This window comes from Sorangium sp. So ce185 (genome assembly GCF_051526825.1).
GTDB lineage: Bacteria > Myxococcota_A > Polyangia > Polyangiales > Polyangiaceae > Sorangium > Sorangium cellulosum_D.
In genome coordinates this window covers 13,153,793-13,172,724 of the sequence record NZ_CP150316.1, presented here as the reverse complement: position 1 = coordinate 13,172,724, position 18,932 = coordinate 13,153,793, and the positions used below count along the sequence as shown (strand labels likewise).

Here is an 18,932-nt window from a genome sequence, read left to right as displayed (position 1 = left end):
CTCCTAGTGCGTTGAGGTTGCAGGCGGCAGCTGCCGCTGTGTCGACGTCGAAACAGGGTGGCCGAGCGTCACGCGCCCTGGCCTCCGGCGCGCGAGATCAAGAGCTCGTAAGCGGGCAGCGTGAGGAACTCCTCGAAGGTCTCCCCGACGGAGAGCCGCTCGAAGAGCTGGCGCGCGTCGGCGAAGCGGCCGCCGTCGAAGCGCGCCTCGCCGAGCGCGTCGCGCAGGGCGGCCATCTCGCCGTCGACCGCCGCGCGGAAGCGCTCCGCGGTGAGCGGCTGGCCGTCGTCCAGCGTCGCCTTGTGGCGGATCCACTGCCATACCTGGGTGCGCGAGATCTCCGCGGTGGCCGCGTCCTCCATCAGGTTGTAGAGCGGGACGCAGCCGAGGCCGCTGATCCACGCCTCGAGGTATTGGATGCCGACGCGGATGTTGTGCCGCAGGCCGGCCTCGGTGCGCGCGCCCGGCGGCACGCGCAGGAGGTCGGCCGCCTCCACGCGGACGTCCTCGCGCTTGCGCTCGATCTGGTTCGCCGCGGGCATGTGCGCGTCGAACACCTCGCGGGCGAGCGGCACGAGCCCCGGGTGGGCGACCCAGGTGCCGTCGTGTCCGTCCTTGACCTCGCGCAGCTTGTCGGCGCGCACCTTCTCGAGCGCCGCGCGGTTCGCGTCGGGGTCGCTCTTGATCGGGATCTGCGCCGCCATGCCGCCCATCGCGTGCACGCCGCGGCGGTGGCAGGTCTTCACGAGCAGCTGGGTGTACGAGCGCAGGAAGTGCTGCTCCATCGTCACCTGCGAGCGGTCCGGCATCACGCAGGTCGGGTCGTTCCGGAGCTTCTTGATGAAGCTGAAGATGTAGTCCCAACGGCCGCAGTTGAGCCCGGCCGAGTGCTGGCGGAGCTCGTAGAGGATCTCGTCCATCTCGAACGCCGCGGGCAGCGTCTCGATGAGGACCGTGGCCTTGATCGTGCCCGCGGGCAGGCCGACCGCCTCCTGCGCGAAGAGGAACACGTCGTTCCAGAGGCGCGCCTCCAGGTGACTCTCCATCTTCGGCAGGTAGAAGTAAGGCCCGGTGCCGCGGCGGACGAGCTCACGCGCGTTGTGGAAGAAGAACAGGCCGAAATCGAAGAGCCCGCCCGGCAGCGGCTTCCCGTCGAGCTCGACGTGCTTCTCCCAGAGGTGCCAGCCGCGCGGGCGCACGATCAGCGTCGCGAGCCGCTCGCCGAGGGCGTAGCGCTTGCCCGTGGCCGGATCCTCGTAACGGAGCTCGCGCCGCGCCGCGAGCCGCAGCGCCGCCTGCCCCTCGATGAGGTTCTTCCACGTCGGCGAGGTGGCGTCCTCGAAGTCCGCCATGAACACGCTCGCGCCGGAGTTCAAGGCATTGATGATCATCTTGGGATCGACGGGCCCGGTGATCTCCACGCGCCGGTCGAGCAGGTCCTCGGGCAGCGGCGCCACGGTCCAGTCCCCCTCGCGCACGTCGCGCGTCTCCCGGAGGAAGTCGAACCGCTCGCCCGCGTCGAGCCGCGCCTGCACCGCGCGCCGCCGCGCGAGAAGGCCGGGAACCCGGTCAGCGAACTTACGTCCGAGATTCGCGAGGAAGCGAAGGGCCTCTGGCGTGAGGACAGACTCGTCGCCCGCAACGCGGGGGGCGAGCAGGCTCAGGTTCGAGGTCGCATGATTCTGGCTCATCCACATCTCCTGCAACGCTGCGCGTCGTTACAACGAAACTATGTTTGTCGACGGGGTTTCAACGTCAACTTCGCTTTGAAATGCAGGCGGATAACGATGTCGACGAAAGGCCTTTACAGGCAGTCAACGTGTAAACTATTGTAAATTTCTACGGTGGGGCGCTTCACCTACACGTAGGTTCAGTAAGTTCAGCTACGTTCGGGAGGGTTCCCATGGCCGATGCACCTCTACTCGGAGCCAAAGTCCGCGCGCTCCGGCGCCGCGAGCACATGACGCAGGTCGATCTGGCGGAGCGCCTCGGTGTCTCGGCGAGTTATCTGAACTTGATAGAGAACAACCGGCGTCCGTTGACCGCGCCGCTGCTCATCCGGCTCGCCCAGATATTCCAGCTCGATCTCCAGAATTTCGCGTCGGAAGAGGATGTCCGGCTGACAGCCGATCTCCACGAGGTGTTCGGCGATCCCATCTTCGAGAGCCACGGGCTCACGAACGCGGATCTGCGCGAGCTCGTCGCGACCTCACCGAACGTGGCGCGCGCGGTGCTCACGCTCTACCGCACGTACGCGACCACCCGCGAGTCGCTGGACACGCTGGGAGAGCGGCTGGCGGGCGACGGGTTCGTCGCGGTCGACAACTCGCGCCTGCCGTCCGAGGAGGTGAGCGACCTGATCCAGCGCCGGATGAACCACTTCCCGGAGCTCGAGGAGGGCGCCGAGGCGCTCTGGCGCGAGGCGGAGCTCGACGCGGACGACGTCTACCGCGGCCTCGTCCGGTACCTCCACGCGACGCGCGGCATCGAGGTGCGCATCGTGCGGGTCGCGGACGAGCGCCAGGCGATGCGGCGCTACGATCCCGAGCGGCGCGTGCTCAGCATCTCCGAGGTGCTGCCGCCCCGGAGCCGCCGGTTCCAGCTCGCGCACCAGCTCGGGCTGCTCACGCAGTCGGCCGCCATCGACCGCATCCTGCGCGACGAGAACCTCACCACCCCCGAGTCCCGCGCGCTCGCGCGCGTCGCGCTGGCCAACTACTTCGCCGCCGCGATCCTCATGCCGTACCAGCCGTTCTTGGAGGCGGCGCGCGCCGAGCGCTACGACATCGAGCTCCTCGCGCACCGGTTCGGCACGAGCTTCGAGCAGGTGTGCCACCGGCTGACAACGCTGCGCCGCCCCGGCGCCGAGGGGGTGCCGATGCACATGGTCCGCATCGACATCGCGGGCAACATCTCGAAGCGCTTCAGCGGCTCCGGCATCCGCTTCGCGCGGTTCAGCGGCGCCTGCCCTCGCTGGAACGTGCACGCCGCCCTGATGACGCCCGGCATGATCCGGATCCAGCTCTCGCAGATGCCCGACGGCGCGGTCTACTTCTGCATCGCGCGCACCGTGCGCAGCGACCGCGGCGGCTACCACGTCCCCCACACGGTCCAGTCGATCGGCATGGGCTGCGACGTCCGCTACGCCCGCGAGCTCGTCTACGCCGACGGGATCGACCTCGACAACATCGGCGCGGCCGTCCCGGTCGGCGTCACCTGCCGGACCTGCGAGCGCCTCGACTGCGCCCAGCGGGCGCTGCCGGCGCTGCAGCACCCGCTGCGCCTCGACGAGAACCGCCGGGGCGTCTCGTTCTACGCGTCCGTCGACAAGTGAGCCGGGCGCTCAGCCCGGGCGACCGAGCAGCTCGTTGAGCGTCGACACGAGCCGGGCCACGTCGACCGGCTTGACGAGGTGCACGTGCGCCCCGGCCGCCCGGCTCTTCTCGCGGTCGTCGTCGCCGCCGAAGCCGCTCACCACGACGAGCGCCCGCGGCTTGTTCTCGAGCGACGCCACGAGTTCCAGGCCGCTGCCGTCCGGCAGCGACACGTCGGTCACCAGGGCGTCGACGGGGCGCTCGGCCAGCGCCGCGCGCCCCTCCTCGCACGACCGCGCCACGGCCACGCGGAAGCCGCGGCGGCGGAGCGCCATGCCGAGCAGCGCCGCGGTGTCGTCATCGTCGTCCAGGACCAGGACCTGCGGCAGCTCCTCGCTCATCGCGCGCCCACCTTACGATCCGCCTCGTTCAGCGGCCACTCCAAGGTGATGCGCGTCTCCGCGCCCACGCGCTCGACCCGCGCCGTGCCGCCGTGCGCCCTGAGCACGCCGTCGATGACGCGGACCGGCAGCGCGCCCTCGTCGAGCGGGTCCGCCTCCGGGGAGAGCGCCGTCTCGAAGAGCTCCTCCACCGAGGTCGTGTCCGCGTCGCTCGTGAGCACCACGCGCGCCTTGTCGCCGTGGGCCGCGAGCTCGACGGCGACCCGCGCGCGGGCGGCGCGCAGGGCGAGCATGAGCGCGTCCGCGAGCGCCGCGGTCATCGACGACGGGTGCGCGAAGCCGCGCAGCGGCGCGAGGTCGAGCGCCACCGTGACCTGGCGCCTGCCGTAGACGAACGACGCCTCCGAGACGGCCTGGCGCACGAGCGGCTCGAGGTCGAGCGACTGCACCTGGGCGTCCAGCTGCCGCGACAGCTCCGAAGCGGCGGTGTAGCGGTCGGCGAGGCGCAGGAGGCGGCGCACGCCCCGGCGCGCCATCGTGAAGAACGCCGCGTTCCGAGCGGTCGTCTCGCCGCCGAGGGCGCGCTCGAGCTCGTCGAGGGCGCCGGCCACGACGCCCGCCGGCCCTCGAACGTCGTGCCCCGTGCGCGCGAACAGCTTGTAGACCGACTCGGGGAGCGCCTTTTCCGTCATTCCTTCCGCCTTACCTCGCGCCTCATCTCAGCTCAGCTGAGCGCAGAGCTCGCCGATCCCGGCGAAGAGGCCGCCTTGTCCTTGTCTGGGCCTTCGTCCCCGCCCGAGCCATCCTGCTCCCCGTAGCGCTCCAGCTTGCGGTACAGCGTGCGCCGGTCGAACCCGAGCATCTGGGCGGCGCGCGACTTGTTGCCGCCGACGAGCGCGAGCACGCGCTTGATGTACCGCTTCTCGAGCTCGTCCATCGTCATGATCTCGGCCGGCTCGTCGACGGCGACGACGAAGCGGTCGGGCCGGTAGGCCTGGACCTTCTCGGGCAGATCCTCGACCGTGATCTGCTCGAAGCGCGCGAGGGCCACGGCGCGCTCGATGCTGTTCTCGAGCTCGCGCACGTTGCCCGGCCAGTTGTAGGCGGTGAGCTTCTCCGCGGCCGCCGTCGAGAGCGAGAGCACGCCCTTGCCGCTCCTGGACGAGAACTTCTCGAGGAAGTGCATCGCGAGGTGGAGCACGTCGGTCCCGCGCTCGCGCAGGGGCGGCAGGTCGATCTTCACGACGTTGACGCGGTAGTAGAGGTCCTCGCGGAACCGCTTCTCGTACACCTCGGTCTCGAGGTCGCGGTTGGTCGCGGTCACGATGCGCGCGTCGAAGGGGATCTCGGCGTTCGAGCCGACCGGCCGTACCTTCCGCTCCTGGAGCGCGCGGAGCAGCTTCGGCTGGACCTCGAGCGGCATCTCGCCGATCTCGTCGAGGAAGATGGTGCCGCCGCTCGCCTCGAGGAACAGGCCGGTGCGCTGGGTCTTCGCGTCGGTGAAGGCGCCGCGCGCGTGGCCGAAGAGCTCGCTCTCGAGGAGCGCCTGGGGCACCGCGGCGCAGTTGACGGCGACGAAGGGGCCGGGGCGGCCGCTGGCCTCGTGGATCGCCCGCGCGATGAGCTCCTTGCCGGTGCCCGTCTCGCCGTGCACGAGCACCGAGGCGTCGCTGCGCGCGACGCGCCCGATGAGGTCGTAGACGCGCTTCATCGCGGGGCTGCGCCCGACGAGGCCCTTCGTCTGCTGGACGTCGTGGGCCGCCTCACGCAGGCGCTTCACCTCGGACCGGAGGCGCCGGTGCTGGACGGCGCGCGAGACCGTCAGGCCGAGGAGGTTCGAGTCGAGCGGCTTCGTGACGAAGTCGAACGCTCCGGCGCGCATCGCGGAGATCGCCGTCTCCATGCTCCCGAGCGCCGTCATGACGATGACGAGCATGTCGGGCCGGGCGCCGAGGATGCGCTCGCACAGCTCGAGGCCGCTCATCTCGCTCATGCCGACGTCGGTCAACACGACGTCGAAGTCGTCCTCGCTCACGAGCTCCAGCGCGCTCTTCGCGGAGGTGCGCGCCGCCACGGAGAATTCCTGCCTCTTGAGGAGGGCTTCGACCAGATCGCACGTCGCTTCGTCGTCATCGACGACGAGTATCCTGCCGCTCATCGCGTGTCCTTCCCCGGCAGCTCACTAGGTCGACCGCTGCCTGCAGTTGCAGGGAACGTGCCACGGAGACACCGCGCCATCAAGCCCAGCTCGCTCATCCCTGAGATTCTTCAACGTGACGTTTCGCCACAGGTGGGCTTTCCTGCCTCAACCATGCCGGCAGCGGCCCATGGCGCGGCGCCGGCGCGCCACCCTCCCCGGCCGAGGCGCCCCCGAGATGTGGCGGCGCTCGCCGGCGCCTCGCCGGATGGCGTTACCAGCTCCCTGGATTTCCACAGATAGGCAGCACGTCGTCCGGCGATGCACGTGGCGCGCCTCGCCCGTCCGCGGCGAGAGGCTGCGCGGCGGGGAGCGCCGCCTCCAGGCGGCCGCGGCCACGAAAAGCGTCGGGTGCCGCGTGGATGCAGCGCAGGCCCGGCCGTCCGCGCGAGGCCGAGGCGCGCCCGCGGCGAGCTCGCTCGCGGCGCGCGGGCGCGCTGACAGCTGGCGATCCGCGCGCTGGCGAGCGGCCAGGCATGGCGACCGGCAGGATCAGCGCGGCCCGCGGCGAAGGATCGCAGGCTGAGCGATCGAACAACGAGCGTTCGAGGAGAGCAGGGAATTCGCGGTTTGTTGCGATGCGTCTCCGTCCGCGGATCGAGATACCGCGATTGAGCGCTTCATTTCTCTGGATCCTGCGGCAGCCATCGTGTGCCGGTGTTGGCCTGAGCACCTCGACCTCGCTCGATCTGTCGAGTCCGTCCGAGCCGGCGGTGAGAGGCGAAATTCCACATCTCCAGATCACATCTGGCGCCCCGGACGTGCTCACGTCCGGAATAAGACGATTCGGCACGAGAGTTGCTTGAATATGCCCCATGAAGAAGAGGGGGCGGAAGGGCGAGCGTCGAGAGGAGACCTGCCTGCTGATTGCTGAGCCCGGCGCGCCCTGGACCGAGTGCGCCGCCTGGCTGAGCACCCGGACGCGCGACATTCACACGGTGATTCAGCTGCCGAGCGAGCACGCGTCGACGTTCCAGTCGCGCTTGCAGGAGAAGCTCCTGCTCCTCGGCGAGGTGAGCACGGCCGTGTTCGTCGCGGCGTCGTCCGCGAACAAGCTCGTGGCCCGGTCCTCGCTCGTGCGCGCCGTGCTCGGCGCGCTCCCTGGCGTGAAGCGCGTCGTGCTCTGCCCCGGCTCGGACCCGCTGGCCCCTGCGGCGCATGAGCTGGCGGGCCTGTCGCTGACGATGCGCGAGCTGATCGGCAGGAGCGGCGCCGTCACCTTCTCGCTCGAGGGCCCGAGGGGCGAGCCGCTGCGCGGCCTCGCGCACCTCTCGGCCGCCGCCTGAGCGGCCCTGGCGCGAGGGCGACGAGATCCCTGTTTCACGTCCATCGACAACACGCACACGTTCGGTGTCCGGGAGGAGAATGCATGAAAGCGACACAGCTCTTGAAGGGGCAGCACCGCGAAGCCGAGAGGCTGTTCGATCTGGCGGCCTCGGGCGTCGGCGATGTCCGGCGGGTGACGGACGAGCTCACGAAACACCTGCTCGCCCACATGCTCGCCGAGCAAGTGGTGCTCTTCCCGGAGCTGCTCGCGATCGAGCCGGATCTCATCGGCGGGGCCTGCGAGGAGCACACGGTCGCGCGGTTCGAGATCCGGCGCGTCGTCAACACGGCGCCAGAGGACCCGAGCTTCAAGGCCAGGCTATCCACCCTGAGGGAGCTCATCATGCACCACGCCGACGAGGAGGAGCGGGAGCTCTTGCCGCGGATCGAGGCGGAGCTGAGCGAGGAGGCGAACGAGCGGCTGGGCCAGCAGATGCTGGAGCTGTTCGACGCGCTCATCGCCCATTCCCGCCGCTCCCACGGCCAGAGCCACGCCCCGGCGCGCACCGCGACGGCGGCCTGACGGCGGGGGCCCTCCCGCCGCGCTCCTCCTCCTCCTCACGTTTGGTTCACCGCCCAGGCGGGCACCGGCGCTCGACGCGCGCCGCGAGCGCCTGCACGCCTGTCGACCGGCCATGTCCTAGGACGCCGAACGGGGTGAAACCCCGCGGAAATGAACCACACAGACACAGAGGACGCAGAGGGAGAGAGAAGAGAGCGCTCGGAATCTCTTCTTCATCCCTTTCATCCCTCTGTGTTCTCTGTGCCTATGTGGTTCCAATCTCTTCATTCTCGGCCGTTTCAAACTGATCGGCGCTCTAACGCCGTGCCCCGAGCCGGGGAGCCCGGGGCCGTCGCGTGTGGCGAGGGGGATGAGGGCCGGTGGGCTCACGGGGTGGGCGCCGGCGCGTCGCCGGGGCCGGTCGGGCCGCCGTGCGCGGGCCCGTACCCGTGCGACTCTCCGTAGCCGAGATCCTCGGGGACCATCTTGTCCGCCGCGGCCTTCGGCTCCGGCGAGGCGGCGCTCGGCGCGGCGTCCGAGGCGAGCTCGTAGACGCCGCGCTCGAGCTCCATCTCTTCGAGGGCCGAGCCGCAGGCCCGGCAGGGCGCGGCCGCCGTCGATACGAAGATGTACCGGCGACCGCAGGATTTGCAGCGGAGCTCGCGGATCATCGCACGCTCGCCGGGTCAGCTCGGACGACCGCGCCGGGTCGCCTCCTGGGCTTCGCGCAGCGCGTCGCCTTCGGGGCCGTCCAGCGCCTCGGCGGCCTCCTCCGCGTGCTGCTCGATCTTGCCGTCCTTCACCGACCTCTGCACGCCTTCGCGGTAGCGCCGATCGGCCGTGTGGTTGCCCTCGCCTTCGATGTCCGCCGACTGGGTCTGCCGAGTTGCCTTCTGGTTCTCCATGGTGTCCTCCTCTTGTCGAGCTTGCTGGGCAGGGCCGCGGGCGCGTCAGACGCGCCGCCTCGCCTCCTGGATGGCGCGATCCAGCTCTTCCACGCGCTGGTCGACGCCCTTCTTCACTTGTTCGAGGTTCGTGCTCGTGGCCGCGTCAAGGTCGCGCAGGCTCCTGCGCACCGCCTCCGACTTGTCCTGGAGGTCCTTCACCATCCTGTCGACCTCGGCCTTGGACAGCTTCTTCTCGGCCTTGGCGCGGAGCTCGGCGACGTCCTTCTCGAGGTCCTCGACCTTGCGCGTCGCGGAGGCGCGCACGTCGTCGCGCGCCTTCAGGAGCTCCGCCTGGGCCTCCACGGTCTTTTCCTGGGCCTCCAGGGCAGCGTTGTTGAGCTTCTCCGCGGCCTCCCGGAGCGCGTTGTCGGTCTCCTTCTCGGCCCGCTGGTCGATCTCGGCGACCTTCTTGTCGAGCTCGGTGGCGACCTCCGCCGCCTTCTGCTCCGCCTCGCGCTGCGCGCGCTCGGCCTTGGCTTGCGCGTCTGTGGGGGACTCGCAGCCCGCGACGACGCTCATGACGATGGCGATAGGAAGGAATGTACGGACGGTCAGCATGATGTTCTCCTCCGGTCTGCCGCTTGGCCCGACCTTGCGCCCGGGCGAGAGCCCGGCACGACGCGAAAAGCCCCATCGAAGCTGCCCGGGATCGTTCCTCGCGGCGCCCTGGATGGGTTCCTCCACCCGCCTTTGCGACGGGCGTGCCAGGCAGAACCGCGGAGACCGCCCGGCCTGACGAGACATATCGCCCCGATCGTGGCCGCCAGGCACGTGCAAGCAGGCATCGCCGGCACAAGGCGCGACAACCCACAACGCATCGCGTCATCACGCCGCGCGCGGACGGCGTGCGCGCAGCGCGGAGCGCGCGGCAAACGAAGGCATGGAGTTGGGGGGTTCGCAGGAGAGAGGATGAGAAGGCGCGCGGGCGGCGGGTCGGCTCGGGCGCCGGGCTCGACGGCGCCGCGTGGGCCCGTGTGAGACGGGCGCCCACGCGGCGCTCGAGGGGCGGCGTGGAGGGCGTCAGGCCCGGACGCGACGGCCGAGCGCGAGGGAGACCACCGCCAGGACGAGAAAGATCACGAAGAGCAGCTTCGCCACCGAGGCGGCGCCCGCGGCGATGCCGCCGAAGCCGAAGACGGCGGCGATGATCGCGATGACAAAGAACGCAACACTCCAACTGAGCATGATAACCTCCTGATCGGGTGAATTGGTGTTCCAGCGTCTCGAACCAGCGTTGTTGCCGTTGTCGCCGTTGTCGCCGTTCTTGCAGCCGCCGTGCCGCGACGTCCCATGTTGACCCGCGTGTCGAACAAGACGGTTGATCCTCCGGGCGCCCCACAGCCCGCTTCACCGGCCGCCGCACGGCCCGGGCGGACGCAGGCGCTGCGGCAAATTGTCTCGTTCGTGACGTCGTGCGCCGCACAGCGCCGCGAACACCGGCCGTCCGAGCGCGGCACAGCGCTTGCCCGCGCCTGGGCCTGTGCGCGCGCGAAGGAAGGCGAGCTCGGCTCAACACCCATGTCGAGGGCGACCTCGGCGGAGGACGACAGACGGCTATCCCACGAAGGGCGCGGTCGCCTACCCGGCGCCGCGCGGGCTGCGCTGGCGGGGCGCCTTGTGGCGCTCGGCAAGCTCGCCGAATATGTCGTGCTCGACGCCACCCGCGGCCCAGGTCGTCCAGGGCCGCTCCCCGCTCGCTGCCCGGGCCCCTGACGGCGATGGCTGCCGGGACGGCGCCGGCGCCGCGAACGACCCGATCATGACGACCCCGCTCTCCACGCTCATCAGGACCCGCCGCGAGGCCATCATCGAGCGGTTCGTCGGCGAGCTGCGCAGGCGAAGCTCGGTGGCGCGAAACATGCCGAAGCCGCTGATCATCAACTCGTTGCCGACCTTCCTCGACGAGGTGGCCGCCAGCCTGGAGAAGGGCGCTCCCACGAACGGCAGCGACGAGGCCGCGCGCGAGCACGGCGAGGCGCGCTGGGAGAACGGGTTCGACCTGGAGGTGATGGTCCGCGAGTACAGCCTCCTCCGGCGCTCCATCCTCCGCGAGCTGCACGAGGCGGGGATCACGCCGAGCCTGAGCGACCTCGAGGCGCTCTCCGAGCGCGTGGACGAGGGGATCGCGCAGGCGGTCGGCGAGCACACCCGGCTCCAGCTGGCCGCGCTGGAGACCGAGCGCAGGCGCACCGAGCTCGAGCGGGGCAAGAGCGGCTCGCTGCTCGCCGAGGCGCCGGCGCCGATCTGCCTCCTCAAGGGCGAGGGGCTGGTGTTCGAGCTGGCCAACCCGATGTTCTGTCAGATGGTCGGCCGCGACGATCTGCTCGGCAAGCCGCTCGCCGAGGCGGTCCCGGAGCTCCGGGGGCAGCCGCTGCACGCGCAGCTCGAGGCCGTCATGGCGAGCGGCCAGCCGAGCGTGGCGAACGAGATCCCGGTGCGGATCATGCACTGGACCGGGGAGCTCGTGGAGCGGCTCTACAACGTCCTGTGCAAGCCGCTCCACGACGTGAGCGGCGCCGTGGAGGGCGTCATGGCGACGGCGTTCGACGTGACCGAGCAGATCGGCGCGCGCCGCAAGGCGGAGCGCCTCGCGCTCGAGCTCCAGCAGAGCGTGGCCCAGCGCCTGCGCGCGGAGCAGGCGCTCCGGGTGAACGAGGAGCGCTTCCGCAAGGCGCTCCGCGGGTCGCCGGTCATGGTGTTCAACCAGGACCGGGACCTCCGCTACACGTGGATGCACAACGCCTTCGGCAAGTCGGAGCGCGAGGTGCTCGGCAAGACCGACGCGGAGGTGCTGGAGGACCCGGACGCCGCGAGGGCGCTCGAGCGGGCGAAGCGCGAGGTGCTCTCCAGCGGGGTCGGCCAGCGGCGCGAGATCGCCCTGCACTCGGGCGGGCGCACGCAGCACCTCGACATCTCGATCGAGCCGCTCGCCGACGACGCGGGCGAGATCGTCGGCATCACCTGCACGGCGACGGACATCACCGAGCGGAAGGCGATCGAGCAGGCGCTGCGCGCGAGCGAGGCGAGGTTCCGCACGGTGCAGGAGGCGTCGCCCGACGGGTTCATGATCCTGCGCAGCGTGCGCGACGCGTCCGGGGCGATCGCCGATTTCGAGTGGGTCTACGTGAACCCGGCCACCGGGCCGATCGTCGGCGGCCGCGGCAAGGATCTCGAGGGCAAGCGGCTGCTCGTGGAGATGCCGGGCAGCTCGCTCGCGAGCGCCTTCGACACGTACGCGAAGGTCGTCGAGGCCGGCGAGGCCGCCCGGGTCGAGCTCTCCAGCGCGCACGACGGCGCGCCGCAGACGTTCCGCGCCATCGCGGTCGCGCTGGGCGACGGGGTCGGCATCTCGTTCCACGACATCACCGAGCAGAAGCGCTCCGAGGCCGAGCGCTCGCAGCTCCTCGATCAGGAGCAGCGGGCGCGCCAGCACGCCGAGCAGCTGAACAAGCTCAAGGACGAGTTCCTCGCCACGGTGTCGCACGAGCTCAGGACGCCGCTCCAGTCGATCCTGGGCTGGGCGCGGATCCTCCGGACGGGCGAGGTGGACGCCGAGTCGCTCGAGCGGGGGCTCTCCACGATCGAGCGCAACGCGAAGGCGCAGTCGCAGCTCATCGAGGACGTGCTCGACGCCTCGACGATCATCGCGGGGAAGCTGCAGCTCCGCACCGATCCGGTCGACGTGCGGCAGGTGCTCTCCGCGGCGCTCGATCTCGTGCGCCCGACGGCGCTGGCGAAGGGCGTCACGGTCGACGCCTGGGTCGTCGAGGACGTGGGCATCTTCCTCGGCGACGCCGATCGGCTCCAGCAGATCGTGTGGAACCTGCTCACGAACGCCGTGAAGTTCACGCCCTCGGGCGGGCAGGTGCGGGCCTTCGCCCGGCGCGTCGAGTCCATGCTCGAGGTCGAGGTGGAGGACAACGGCGAGGGGATCCCGAAGAGCTTCCTGCCGTTCCTGTTCGAGCGGTTCCGGCAGGCGGACGGCGGGATGACCCGGGCGCACGGGGGCCTCGGCCTCGGCCTGGCCATCGTGCGGCACCTGGCGGAGGCGCAGGGCGGCACCGTGAACGCGGAGAGCGACGGCGAGGGCAAGGGCGCGCGCTTCCGGGTGCGGCTGCCGATCCGCGCCGAGCCGCACTCGTCCCTGCCGTCGCCGCAGCGCCGGGGCAGCGACGCGCCGGGGGGCGCCGCGCGCCGCTTGCTCGAGGGCATCCGGGTGCTCGTGGTCGACGACGAGACCGACGCGCGCGAGCTGCTCGGCATCATCTTCGGGCGCGCCGGCGCCACGGTGAGCGAGGCGGCCTCGGCCGGCGCGGCGCTCGAGGCGCTCCGCGGGGGCGAGTTCGACGTGCTCGTGAGCGACATCGGCATGCCGGGCGAGGACGGTTACGCGATGATGCGGCGGCTGCGCGCGATGGGGGCCGAGGTCCCGTCGAGCGGGATCCCGGCGCTCGCGCTCACCGCGTACACGCGCGTGGAGGACCGTCGCCAGGCGATCGCCGCCGGCTTCCAGATGCACCTGGCCAAGCCCATCGAGCCGAACAGCCTGGTGACGGCGGTGGCGCACCTCGTCGGCCGCGCGGGCAACCGCGGCAGCTGGCCGTAGCCCGAGGGCCGCGCCCCGGCGGCGCGACCGTGGGCCTCGAGCGCGGGCGTGCCCCCGACGAGGGCGAGCACACCGGCGTGGCGCGGGCGGCCTTCGTGGGGCGCCCGGGCTTACCTCACCGCCGATCGCCTCTTCCCGGCGCCGCGGGCCCACGTTAACTTCAGCCGCGCGAAGCAGGCCGTAAGCGGTGTCTCCGTAACGCGGAAACGAGTGAGCCGGCCTCCAGCTCCGTCGCCATCGCCCTGCCCACGTGCAGCGGTGCTCTCGTATGCTATCGACGGGCCAGCGTTTTGCCCCTCAGCGAGGACGAGGATGGACGGTAAAATCCTGAATATTATCCTGGTAGAGGACGACACCGTCGACGTGATGAACGTCCGCAGGGCGTTCGATCGGGGCAAGATCACGAACCCGCTCTGGGTCGCCGGTGACGGGGTCGAGGGGCTCGACCTGCTGCGCGGCACCCAGGTGCCCAGGGACCGGCGCCTCGTCCTGCTCGACCTGAATATGCCCAGGATGAACGGCATCGAGTTTCTTCGGGAGCTCCGGTCCGACGCCTCGCTGAGGGCGACGCCTGTCGTCGTTCTGACCACCTCGAACGACGATCGGGACAAGGTGGACGCGTACGACCTGAACGTCGCCGGCTACCTGCTCAAGCCCGTGACTTTCATGAGCTTCGTCGAGCTCATGACGGCACTGAACCGGTACTGGACGCTCGTGGAGATGCCTTGAGCCATAGGTCGGTTCGTCTCCTCGTTGTCGACGACGACACGGTCGATCGGATCGCGATCCTGCGCGCGCTGCGCAGCGGCCGCGTCGACGCCGAGATCAGGGAGGCCGATTCCGTCGATTCGGCGCTCGCGGTGCTGTACGAGCAGCAGATCGACTGCGTGCTGCTCGATTTTTACCTGCCCGGGGGCGACGGGCTCACGGTGATCGAGGCGGCGCGCAAGGCGAAGCTCACGGCGCCGTTCATCATGCTGACCGGGCAGGGCGACGAGTCGCTGGCGGTCGATCTGATGAAGCGGGGGGCGGCGGACTACGTGCCGAAGAACCTGCTGACGCCCGAGCGGCTGGTGCAGAGCCTGCGCTACGTGCTCCGGCTGAACGAGGCGGAGCGCCGCGAGGACGAGGCGCGACGGGCGCTCGCGCGCCACGCGAACCAGCTCGCGCAGCTCACCGAGGCGACGCTGCGCATCCACCGGTCGCTCTCGCTGAACGAGCTCATCCAGCGCACCACCGACGAGGCGCGCGCGCTGCTCGACGCGAACGTGGCCGTCGCGCGGCTGGCCGCGCGGGGCGTGGCGCAGCGGTCGATGAGCGGCATCTCGCTGTCCGAGGAGTACGCCGCGCGGGAGGACCGCGACAGCATCCGCGAGGTCGCGTTCGGCCTGATCGAGCGGAGGAGCACGGGCGTCCGGCTGACGGGCGACGAGATCGCGAGCGATCCCACGTGCGCCGACGTGCTGTCGCGCGCGCCTTCGGAGCTGCACCCGCGCTCGCTCGTCGCGGCGCCGCTGCGCGGCCGGGACGGCCAGAGCATCGGGAGCATCCTGCTGCTCGACCGGCGCGACGGGCCGTTCGTGGAGAGCGACGAGGTGCTGCTCACGCAGCTCGCGCAGTCGGCGTCGGTCGCCCTCGAGAACGCGCGGCTCTACAACGAGGCGCAGGCCGCGACGCGCGCCCGGGACGACCTCCTGGCGATCGTGTCGCACGACCTCCGGAACCCGCTCAACACGATCGCGATCACGGCGTCGCTCCTGCGGAGCGATCTGCTCCAGCGGAAGGACGGCGAGGAGGACGACGCCGTCCAGCTCGTCGACCGGATGGACCGCGGGATTCAGCGCATGACGCGGCTCATCGAGGATCTGCTCGACGCGTCGCGCATCGAGGCGGGGCGGCTCGTGGTGTCGCCGCGGGTGGAGCGCGGCGGGGCGCTCGTGCGCGAGGCGCTCGAGGCCGCCGCGTCGCTCGCCGAGGCCAAGGGCTGCCGGGTGACGCAGGGGCCGCTCGACGCGGGCCTCGAGGTCCTCGCCGACCGGGATCGCGTGCTGCAGGTGTTCTCGAACCTGCTCGGCAACGCGCTGAAGTTCACGCCGAAGGGCGGGGTCGTGAGCGTGTCGCTCTGCCGGATCGCCGGCCTCGCGCGCTTCTCCGTGGCCGACACGGGCCCGGGCATCCCGCCCGAGCACCAGCCGCACCTCTTCGATCGCTACTGGAAGGCCGCGCAGGAGTCGCGCACCGGCGCGGGGCTCGGCCTGTACATCGCGCGCGGCATCGTCGAGGCGCACCACGGGACCGTGGCCGTCGAGAGCACCCCGGGCCAGGGGACGACGATCCATTTCTCGCTGCCGCTTGCGAGCTGAGCGCCCGTCGCCGCGTCGACGGGCGCGATTGACTCAACTGGCTGGGCTCGCTCCGGGATCCGCCGGCGCTTCGCGGGCGGCCGGCGCTTCCTCGCGGTGCGTCAGCCGGTAGAGGACCGGCAGGACGAGCAGCGTGAGCGTGGTGGAGGAGAGGATCCCGCCGATGACGACCGTCGCGAGCGGGCGCTGCACCTCGGCGCCGGTGCCGGTGGCGAGCGCCATCGGGACGAAGCCGAGCGCCGCGACGAGCGCCGTCATGAGCACGGGGCGGAGCCGCGCGATCGAGCCGTGGAGCACGGCGTCGTCGAGCCCCTCGCCGCGCTGCCGCAGGTTCTCGATGAACGTCACCATCACGAGCCCGTTCAGCACGGCGACCCCCGAGAGCGCGATGAAGCCCACGGCCGCCGAGATCGAGATCGGGAGCCCGCGGCCCCACAGCGCGAAGATGCCGCCGGTGAGCGCGAGCGGGACGCCGGTGAAGATCAGGGCGGCGTTCCCGAGCGTCCCGACGGAGAGGAAGAGCAGGGCGAAGATCAGCCCGAGCGCCAGCGGGACCACCACCGCGAGGCGCCGCTGGGCGGCGAGCATGTTCTCGAACTGGCCGCCCCAGGACATCCAGTAGCCCGGCGGGAGCTTGATCTCGGCGTCGATCCGCTCCTCGGCGTCGGCGACGAAGCCGCCGAGGTCGCGCCCGCGCACGTTGCACTGGACGACGACGCGGCGCTTGCCGCTCTCCCGGCTGACCTGGTTCGGGCCGTCTTCCAGGCGGAGGTCGGCCACCGCGCCGAGCGGCACGAACGCCGCGCGCTCGGGCGACCGAGCCGCCGCGGCCACGGTCGGGCCGCTCGGCCCGGCCGCGTGCTCCGGCGCGCCCCGGAGCGGGATCGGGAGCCGCTCGAGGGCCGCGACGTCGCGGCGGATGGCGTCGGGGAGCCGCAGCACGAGGTCGAAGCGCTTGTCGCCCTCGAAGACCTCGCCGGCGCTCACGCCGCCGATCGCGGCCTCGACGACCTCCTGCACGTCGGCGACGTTGAGCCCGTAGCGGGCGACCATGCGCCGATCCACGTCGATGGTCAGCACCGGCAGGCCCGTGACCTGCTCCACCTTGACGTCGGCGGCGCCCGGCGTCGCCCGCAGGAGCGCGCCGATCTTGTTCGCCTGCTCGAGCATCACGCCGAGGTCGTCGCCGAAGACCTTGACCGCGACGTCGCTCCGCACGCCGCTGATCAGCTCGTTGAACCGGAGCTCGATCGGCTGGCTGAACTCGTAGTTTTGCCCCGGCAGCTCCCAGATCGCCTCCTCGATCGCCTCGGCGAGCTCCTCCTGCGTGGCGGCCTTCTTCCAGGCGCTCCGGGGCCTCAGCATCAGGTAGGTGTCGGAGACGTTCGGGCCCATCGGATCGGTCGCGACCTCGGCCGTGCCGGTGCGGGCGAAGACGTGCTCGATCTCGTCCGGGAAGCGCTCCTTGAGCAGGCGCTCGAGCTTCGCCTGCATCGCCACGCTCGTCGTGAGGCTGATCGAGGGGATGCGCGCCGGCTGGAGCGCGAGCGCCCCCTCGCTCAGCTTGGGCGCGAACTCGCGGCCGAGCCCCGCGGCGGCCAGGCCGGAGGCGACGAGGACGACGCCGGCGGCGGCGACGACGAGCGGCCTGTGGGACAGCGCCCAGGCGAGCGCCCGGCCGTAGGCGCTCATCGCCCGGCGGAAGAGGAAGTTCTCCTTCTCCGACACCTTGCCCGTGAGGAGCAGCGCGACGAGCGCCGGGACGAACGTCATCGACAGGATCGTCGCCCCCGCGAGCGCCAGGACGACGGTCTGCGCCATGGGCCGGAACATCTTCCCCTCGATGCCCGTGAGCGTGAGGATGGGCAGGTAGACGATGGCGATGATCAGCTCGCCGAAGATCGTCGCCTGCCGGACCTCCTGCGACGCGTCGTAGGCGAGGTCGAGCCGCTCTTCCCGGGTGAGCGCGCGGCCGAGCCGGCGCTGCTCCTCGGCGAAGCGCCGCACGCAGTTCTCGACGATGATCACCGAGCCGTCGACGATGAGGCCGAAGTCGATGGCGCCGAGGCTCATCAGGTTGCCGCTGATCTTGCCCTCGACCATGCCGGTGACGGCGATCAGCATCGAGAACGGGATGGCGAGCGCGGCGATCAGCGCGGCCCGGAGGTTGCCGAGCAGGAGGAAGAGCACGACGACGACCAGCGCGGCCCCCTCGAGCAGGCTGTTCCGCACGGTGCTCAGGGTGGCGTCGACGAGGTAGGTGCGGTCGTAGACGGTCTTGACCGTCACGCCCTCGGGCAGCGACTTGTTGACCGCCTTGATCTGCTCGTCCACGCGCCTGGAGACGGCGCGGCCGTTCTCGCCGACGAGCATGATGGCCGTGCCGATGACCGCCTCCTCGCCGTCCTCGGTCGCGGCCCCCGTGCGCAGCTCCCGGCCGACGCCGACCTCGGCCACGTCCTCGATCCGGATCGGCACCTCGCCGTGGTTGCCGACGATGATGCCCCGGATGTCCTCCTCGCTCTGCACGAGGCCCGTGGCGCGGACCAGGTACTGCTCGCCCTTGTGCTCGATGTACCCGCCGCCCGCGTTGGCGTTGTTGCGGGCGAGCGCCTCGAGCACGTCGCGGAACGAGAGCCCGTAGCCGACGAGCTTCGCGGGGTCCGGCGAGACCTGGTAGAGCCGCTCGTAGCCGCCGATCGAGTTGACCTCGGTGACGCCGGGCACGGTCCGGATCTGGGGCCGCACGATCCAGTCCTGGATCGTGCGCAGATCGGTCAGATCGTACGGCTGGCCGTCGGGCCGCCGGGCGTCCGGCGCGGCCTCGAGCGTCCACATGTAGATCTCGCCGAGGCCGGTGGCGATGGGGCCGAGCTGCGGCTCGCCGAGCCCGGGCGGCAGGCTCTCCTTGGCGGCGCCGAGGCGCTCGGCCACGAGCTGCCTCGCCCAGTAGATGTCGGTGCCGTCGTCGAAGATCACCGTCACCTGGGAGAGCCCGTAGCGCGAGAGCGAGCGCACCTGCTGGACGCCCGGGAGCCCGCCCATGGCCCACTCGATGGGGAACGTGACCTGCCGCTCGACCTCGACGGGGGAGAGCGCCTTGACCGAGGTGTTGATCTGCACCTGGACGTTGGTGATGTCCGGGACCGCGTCGATCGGCAGGCGCGTGAAGTTGTAGGCGCCGAGCGCGCCGACCGCGATCGTCAGGGCGACGACGAGGAAGCGGTGGCGCACCGAGAACGAGAGGAGCCGCGAGAGCAACGTGAGCATGGGCCG

Annotated in this window: 15 protein-coding genes; 6 read left to right on the top strand and 9 right to left on the bottom strand. The window is 71.0% G+C overall.

The features are described 5' to 3' along the window. Positions 1-68: 68 nt before the first annotated feature. Entirely contained in the window at positions 69-1,691 is a 1,623-nt protein-coding gene (aceB, locus tag WMF26_RS48665; protein ID WP_437998266.1) for a malate synthase A, read from the bottom strand. A 212-nt stretch (positions 1,692-1,903) separates the two neighbouring features. Here aceB and WMF26_RS48660 point away from each other — a divergent pair, with 212 nt between their 5' ends. After that, a complete protein-coding gene (locus WMF26_RS48660; protein WP_437998265.1) occupies positions 1,904-3,334 on the top strand; it encodes a helix-turn-helix domain-containing protein in 1,431 nt (476 codons plus the stop codon). A 9-nt stretch (positions 3,335-3,343) separates the two neighbouring features. On the opposite strand, the gene WMF26_RS48655 is transcribed toward WMF26_RS48660, so the two are convergent. The 3 genes from WMF26_RS48655 to WMF26_RS48645 are packed head-to-tail and all read right to left on the bottom strand — an operon-like array spanning position 3,344 to position 5,873. Further along, on the bottom strand, positions 3,344-3,715 hold the full coding sequence (locus tag WMF26_RS48655; RefSeq protein WP_061622670.1) for a response regulator: 372 nt from the start codon (positions 3,713-3,715) through the stop codon (positions 3,344-3,346). After that, the gene (locus WMF26_RS48650) at positions 3,712-4,407 is read right to left on the bottom strand and encodes a hypothetical protein (protein ID WP_061622671.1); all 696 of its coding nucleotides are present in this window, start codon (positions 4,405-4,407) and stop codon (positions 3,712-3,714) included. The genes WMF26_RS48655 and WMF26_RS48650 overlap by 4 nt, the downstream gene beginning before the upstream one ends. Before the next feature lie 32 nt (positions 4,408-4,439). After that, the gene (locus WMF26_RS48645; RefSeq protein WP_020741839.1) at positions 4,440-5,873 is read right to left on the bottom strand and encodes a sigma-54-dependent transcriptional regulator; all 1,434 of its coding nucleotides are present in this window, start codon (positions 5,871-5,873) and stop codon (positions 4,440-4,442) included. A gap of 854 nt (positions 5,874-6,727) precedes the next feature. On the opposite strand from WMF26_RS48645, the gene WMF26_RS48640 reads away from it, so the two are divergent. Further along, the gene (locus WMF26_RS48640; RefSeq protein WP_437998264.1) at positions 6,728-7,198 is read left to right on the top strand and encodes a hypothetical protein; all 471 of its coding nucleotides are present in this window, start codon (positions 6,728-6,730) and stop codon (positions 7,196-7,198) included. A gap of 83 nt (positions 7,199-7,281) precedes the next feature. Further along, positions 7,282-7,761 carry a hemerythrin domain-containing protein gene (locus WMF26_RS48635; RefSeq protein ID WP_437952889.1) on the top strand — a complete coding sequence of 160 codons (480 nt, stop codon included), beginning with the start codon at positions 7,282-7,284 and terminating at the stop codon, positions 7,759-7,761. 365 nt (positions 7,762-8,126) lie between these two features. Here WMF26_RS48635 and WMF26_RS48630 read toward each other — a convergent pair whose 3' ends face one another. The 4 genes from WMF26_RS48630 to WMF26_RS48615 form a co-directional block, all read right to left on the bottom strand. After that, complete coding sequence (locus tag WMF26_RS48630; protein ID WP_061628885.1) at positions 8,127-8,411, bottom strand: hypothetical protein; 285 nt, start codon at positions 8,409-8,411, stop codon at positions 8,127-8,129. A gap of 15 nt (positions 8,412-8,426) precedes the next feature. Beyond that, positions 8,427-8,645 (bottom strand): hypothetical protein, encoded by a 219-nt coding sequence (locus tag WMF26_RS48625; RefSeq protein ID WP_437998263.1) that lies wholly within the window; start codon positions 8,643-8,645, stop codon positions 8,427-8,429. A 45-nt stretch (positions 8,646-8,690) separates the two neighbouring features. Then, positions 8,691-9,245 carry a hypothetical protein gene (locus WMF26_RS48620; RefSeq protein ID WP_437316728.1) on the bottom strand — a complete coding sequence of 185 codons (555 nt, stop codon included), beginning with the start codon at positions 9,243-9,245 and terminating at the stop codon, positions 8,691-8,693. A 462-nt stretch (positions 9,246-9,707) separates the two neighbouring features. Beyond that, complete coding sequence (locus WMF26_RS48615) at positions 9,708-9,872, bottom strand: DUF1328 domain-containing protein (RefSeq protein ID WP_437998262.1); 165 nt, start codon at positions 9,870-9,872, stop codon at positions 9,708-9,710. Positions 9,873-10,446: 574 nt separating this feature from the next. On the opposite strand from WMF26_RS48615, the gene WMF26_RS48610 reads away from it, so the two are divergent. The 3 genes from WMF26_RS48610 (at position 10,447) to WMF26_RS48600 (ending at position 15,656) form a co-directional block, all read left to right on the top strand. Further along, on the top strand, positions 10,447-13,293 hold the full coding sequence (locus tag WMF26_RS48610; RefSeq protein ID WP_437998261.1) for a PAS domain-containing protein: 2,847 nt from the start codon (positions 10,447-10,449) through the stop codon (positions 13,291-13,293). Between the two features lie 312 nt (positions 13,294-13,605). Further along, complete coding sequence (locus WMF26_RS48605) at positions 13,606-14,022, top strand: response regulator (protein WP_437334768.1); 417 nt, start codon at positions 13,606-13,608, stop codon at positions 14,020-14,022. Further along, positions 14,019-15,656, top strand: coding sequence for an ATP-binding protein (locus tag WMF26_RS48600; protein ID WP_437998260.1), 1,638 nt, complete (start codon positions 14,019-14,021; stop codon positions 15,654-15,656). Before WMF26_RS48605 ends, WMF26_RS48600 begins: the two co-directional genes overlap by 4 nt. Before the next feature lie 33 nt (positions 15,657-15,689). Here WMF26_RS48600 and WMF26_RS48595 read toward each other — a convergent pair whose 3' ends face one another. Next, positions 15,690-18,926, bottom strand: coding sequence for an efflux RND transporter permease subunit (locus WMF26_RS48595; protein WP_437998259.1), 3,237 nt, complete (start codon positions 18,924-18,926; stop codon positions 15,690-15,692). Positions 18,927-18,932 lie beyond the last annotated feature (6 nt).

Excerpts from the sequence above, each read along its gene's own strand:
- WMF26_RS48625 (WP_437998263.1), bottom strand. The coding sequence starts at position 8,645 with ATGGAGAACCAGAAGGCAACTCGGCAGACCCAGTCGGCGGACATCGAA.
- WMF26_RS48595 (WP_437998259.1), bottom strand. The coding sequence starts at position 18,926 with ATGCTCACGTTGCTCTCGCGGCTCCTCTCGTTCTCGGTGCGCCACCGC.
- WMF26_RS48650 (WP_061622671.1), bottom strand. The coding sequence starts at position 4,407 with ATGACGGAAAAGGCGCTCCCCGAGTCGGTCTACAAGCTGTTCGCGCGC.
- WMF26_RS48660 (WP_437998265.1), top strand. The coding sequence starts at position 1,904 with ATGGCCGATGCACCTCTACTCGGAGCCAAAGTCCGCGCGCTCCGGCGC.
- WMF26_RS48635 (WP_437952889.1), top strand. The coding sequence starts at position 7,282 with ATGAAAGCGACACAGCTCTTGAAGGGGCAGCACCGCGAAGCCGAGAGG.
- WMF26_RS48615 (WP_437998262.1), bottom strand. The coding sequence starts at position 9,872 with ATGCTCAGTTGGAGTGTTGCGTTCTTTGTCATCGCGATCATCGCCGCC.
- WMF26_RS48605 (WP_437334768.1), top strand. The coding sequence starts at position 13,606 with ATGGACGGTAAAATCCTGAATATTATCCTGGTAGAGGACGACACCGTC.
- aceB (WP_437998266.1), bottom strand. The coding sequence starts at position 1,691 with ATGAGCCAGAATCATGCGACCTCGAACCTGAGCCTGCTCGCCCCCCGC.
- WMF26_RS48640 (WP_437998264.1), top strand. The coding sequence starts at position 6,728 with ATGAAGAAGAGGGGGCGGAAGGGCGAGCGTCGAGAGGAGACCTGCCTG.
- WMF26_RS48620 (WP_437316728.1), bottom strand. The coding sequence starts at position 9,245 with ATGCTGACCGTCCGTACATTCCTTCCTATCGCCATCGTCATGAGCGTC.
- WMF26_RS48630 (WP_061628885.1), bottom strand. The coding sequence starts at position 8,411 with ATGATCCGCGAGCTCCGCTGCAAATCCTGCGGTCGCCGGTACATCTTC.
- WMF26_RS48645 (WP_020741839.1), bottom strand. The coding sequence starts at position 5,873 with ATGAGCGGCAGGATACTCGTCGTCGATGACGACGAAGCGACGTGCGAT.
- WMF26_RS48610 (WP_437998261.1), top strand. The coding sequence starts at position 10,447 with ATGACGACCCCGCTCTCCACGCTCATCAGGACCCGCCGCGAGGCCATC.
- WMF26_RS48655 (WP_061622670.1), bottom strand. The coding sequence starts at position 3,715 with ATGAGCGAGGAGCTGCCGCAGGTCCTGGTCCTGGACGACGATGACGAC.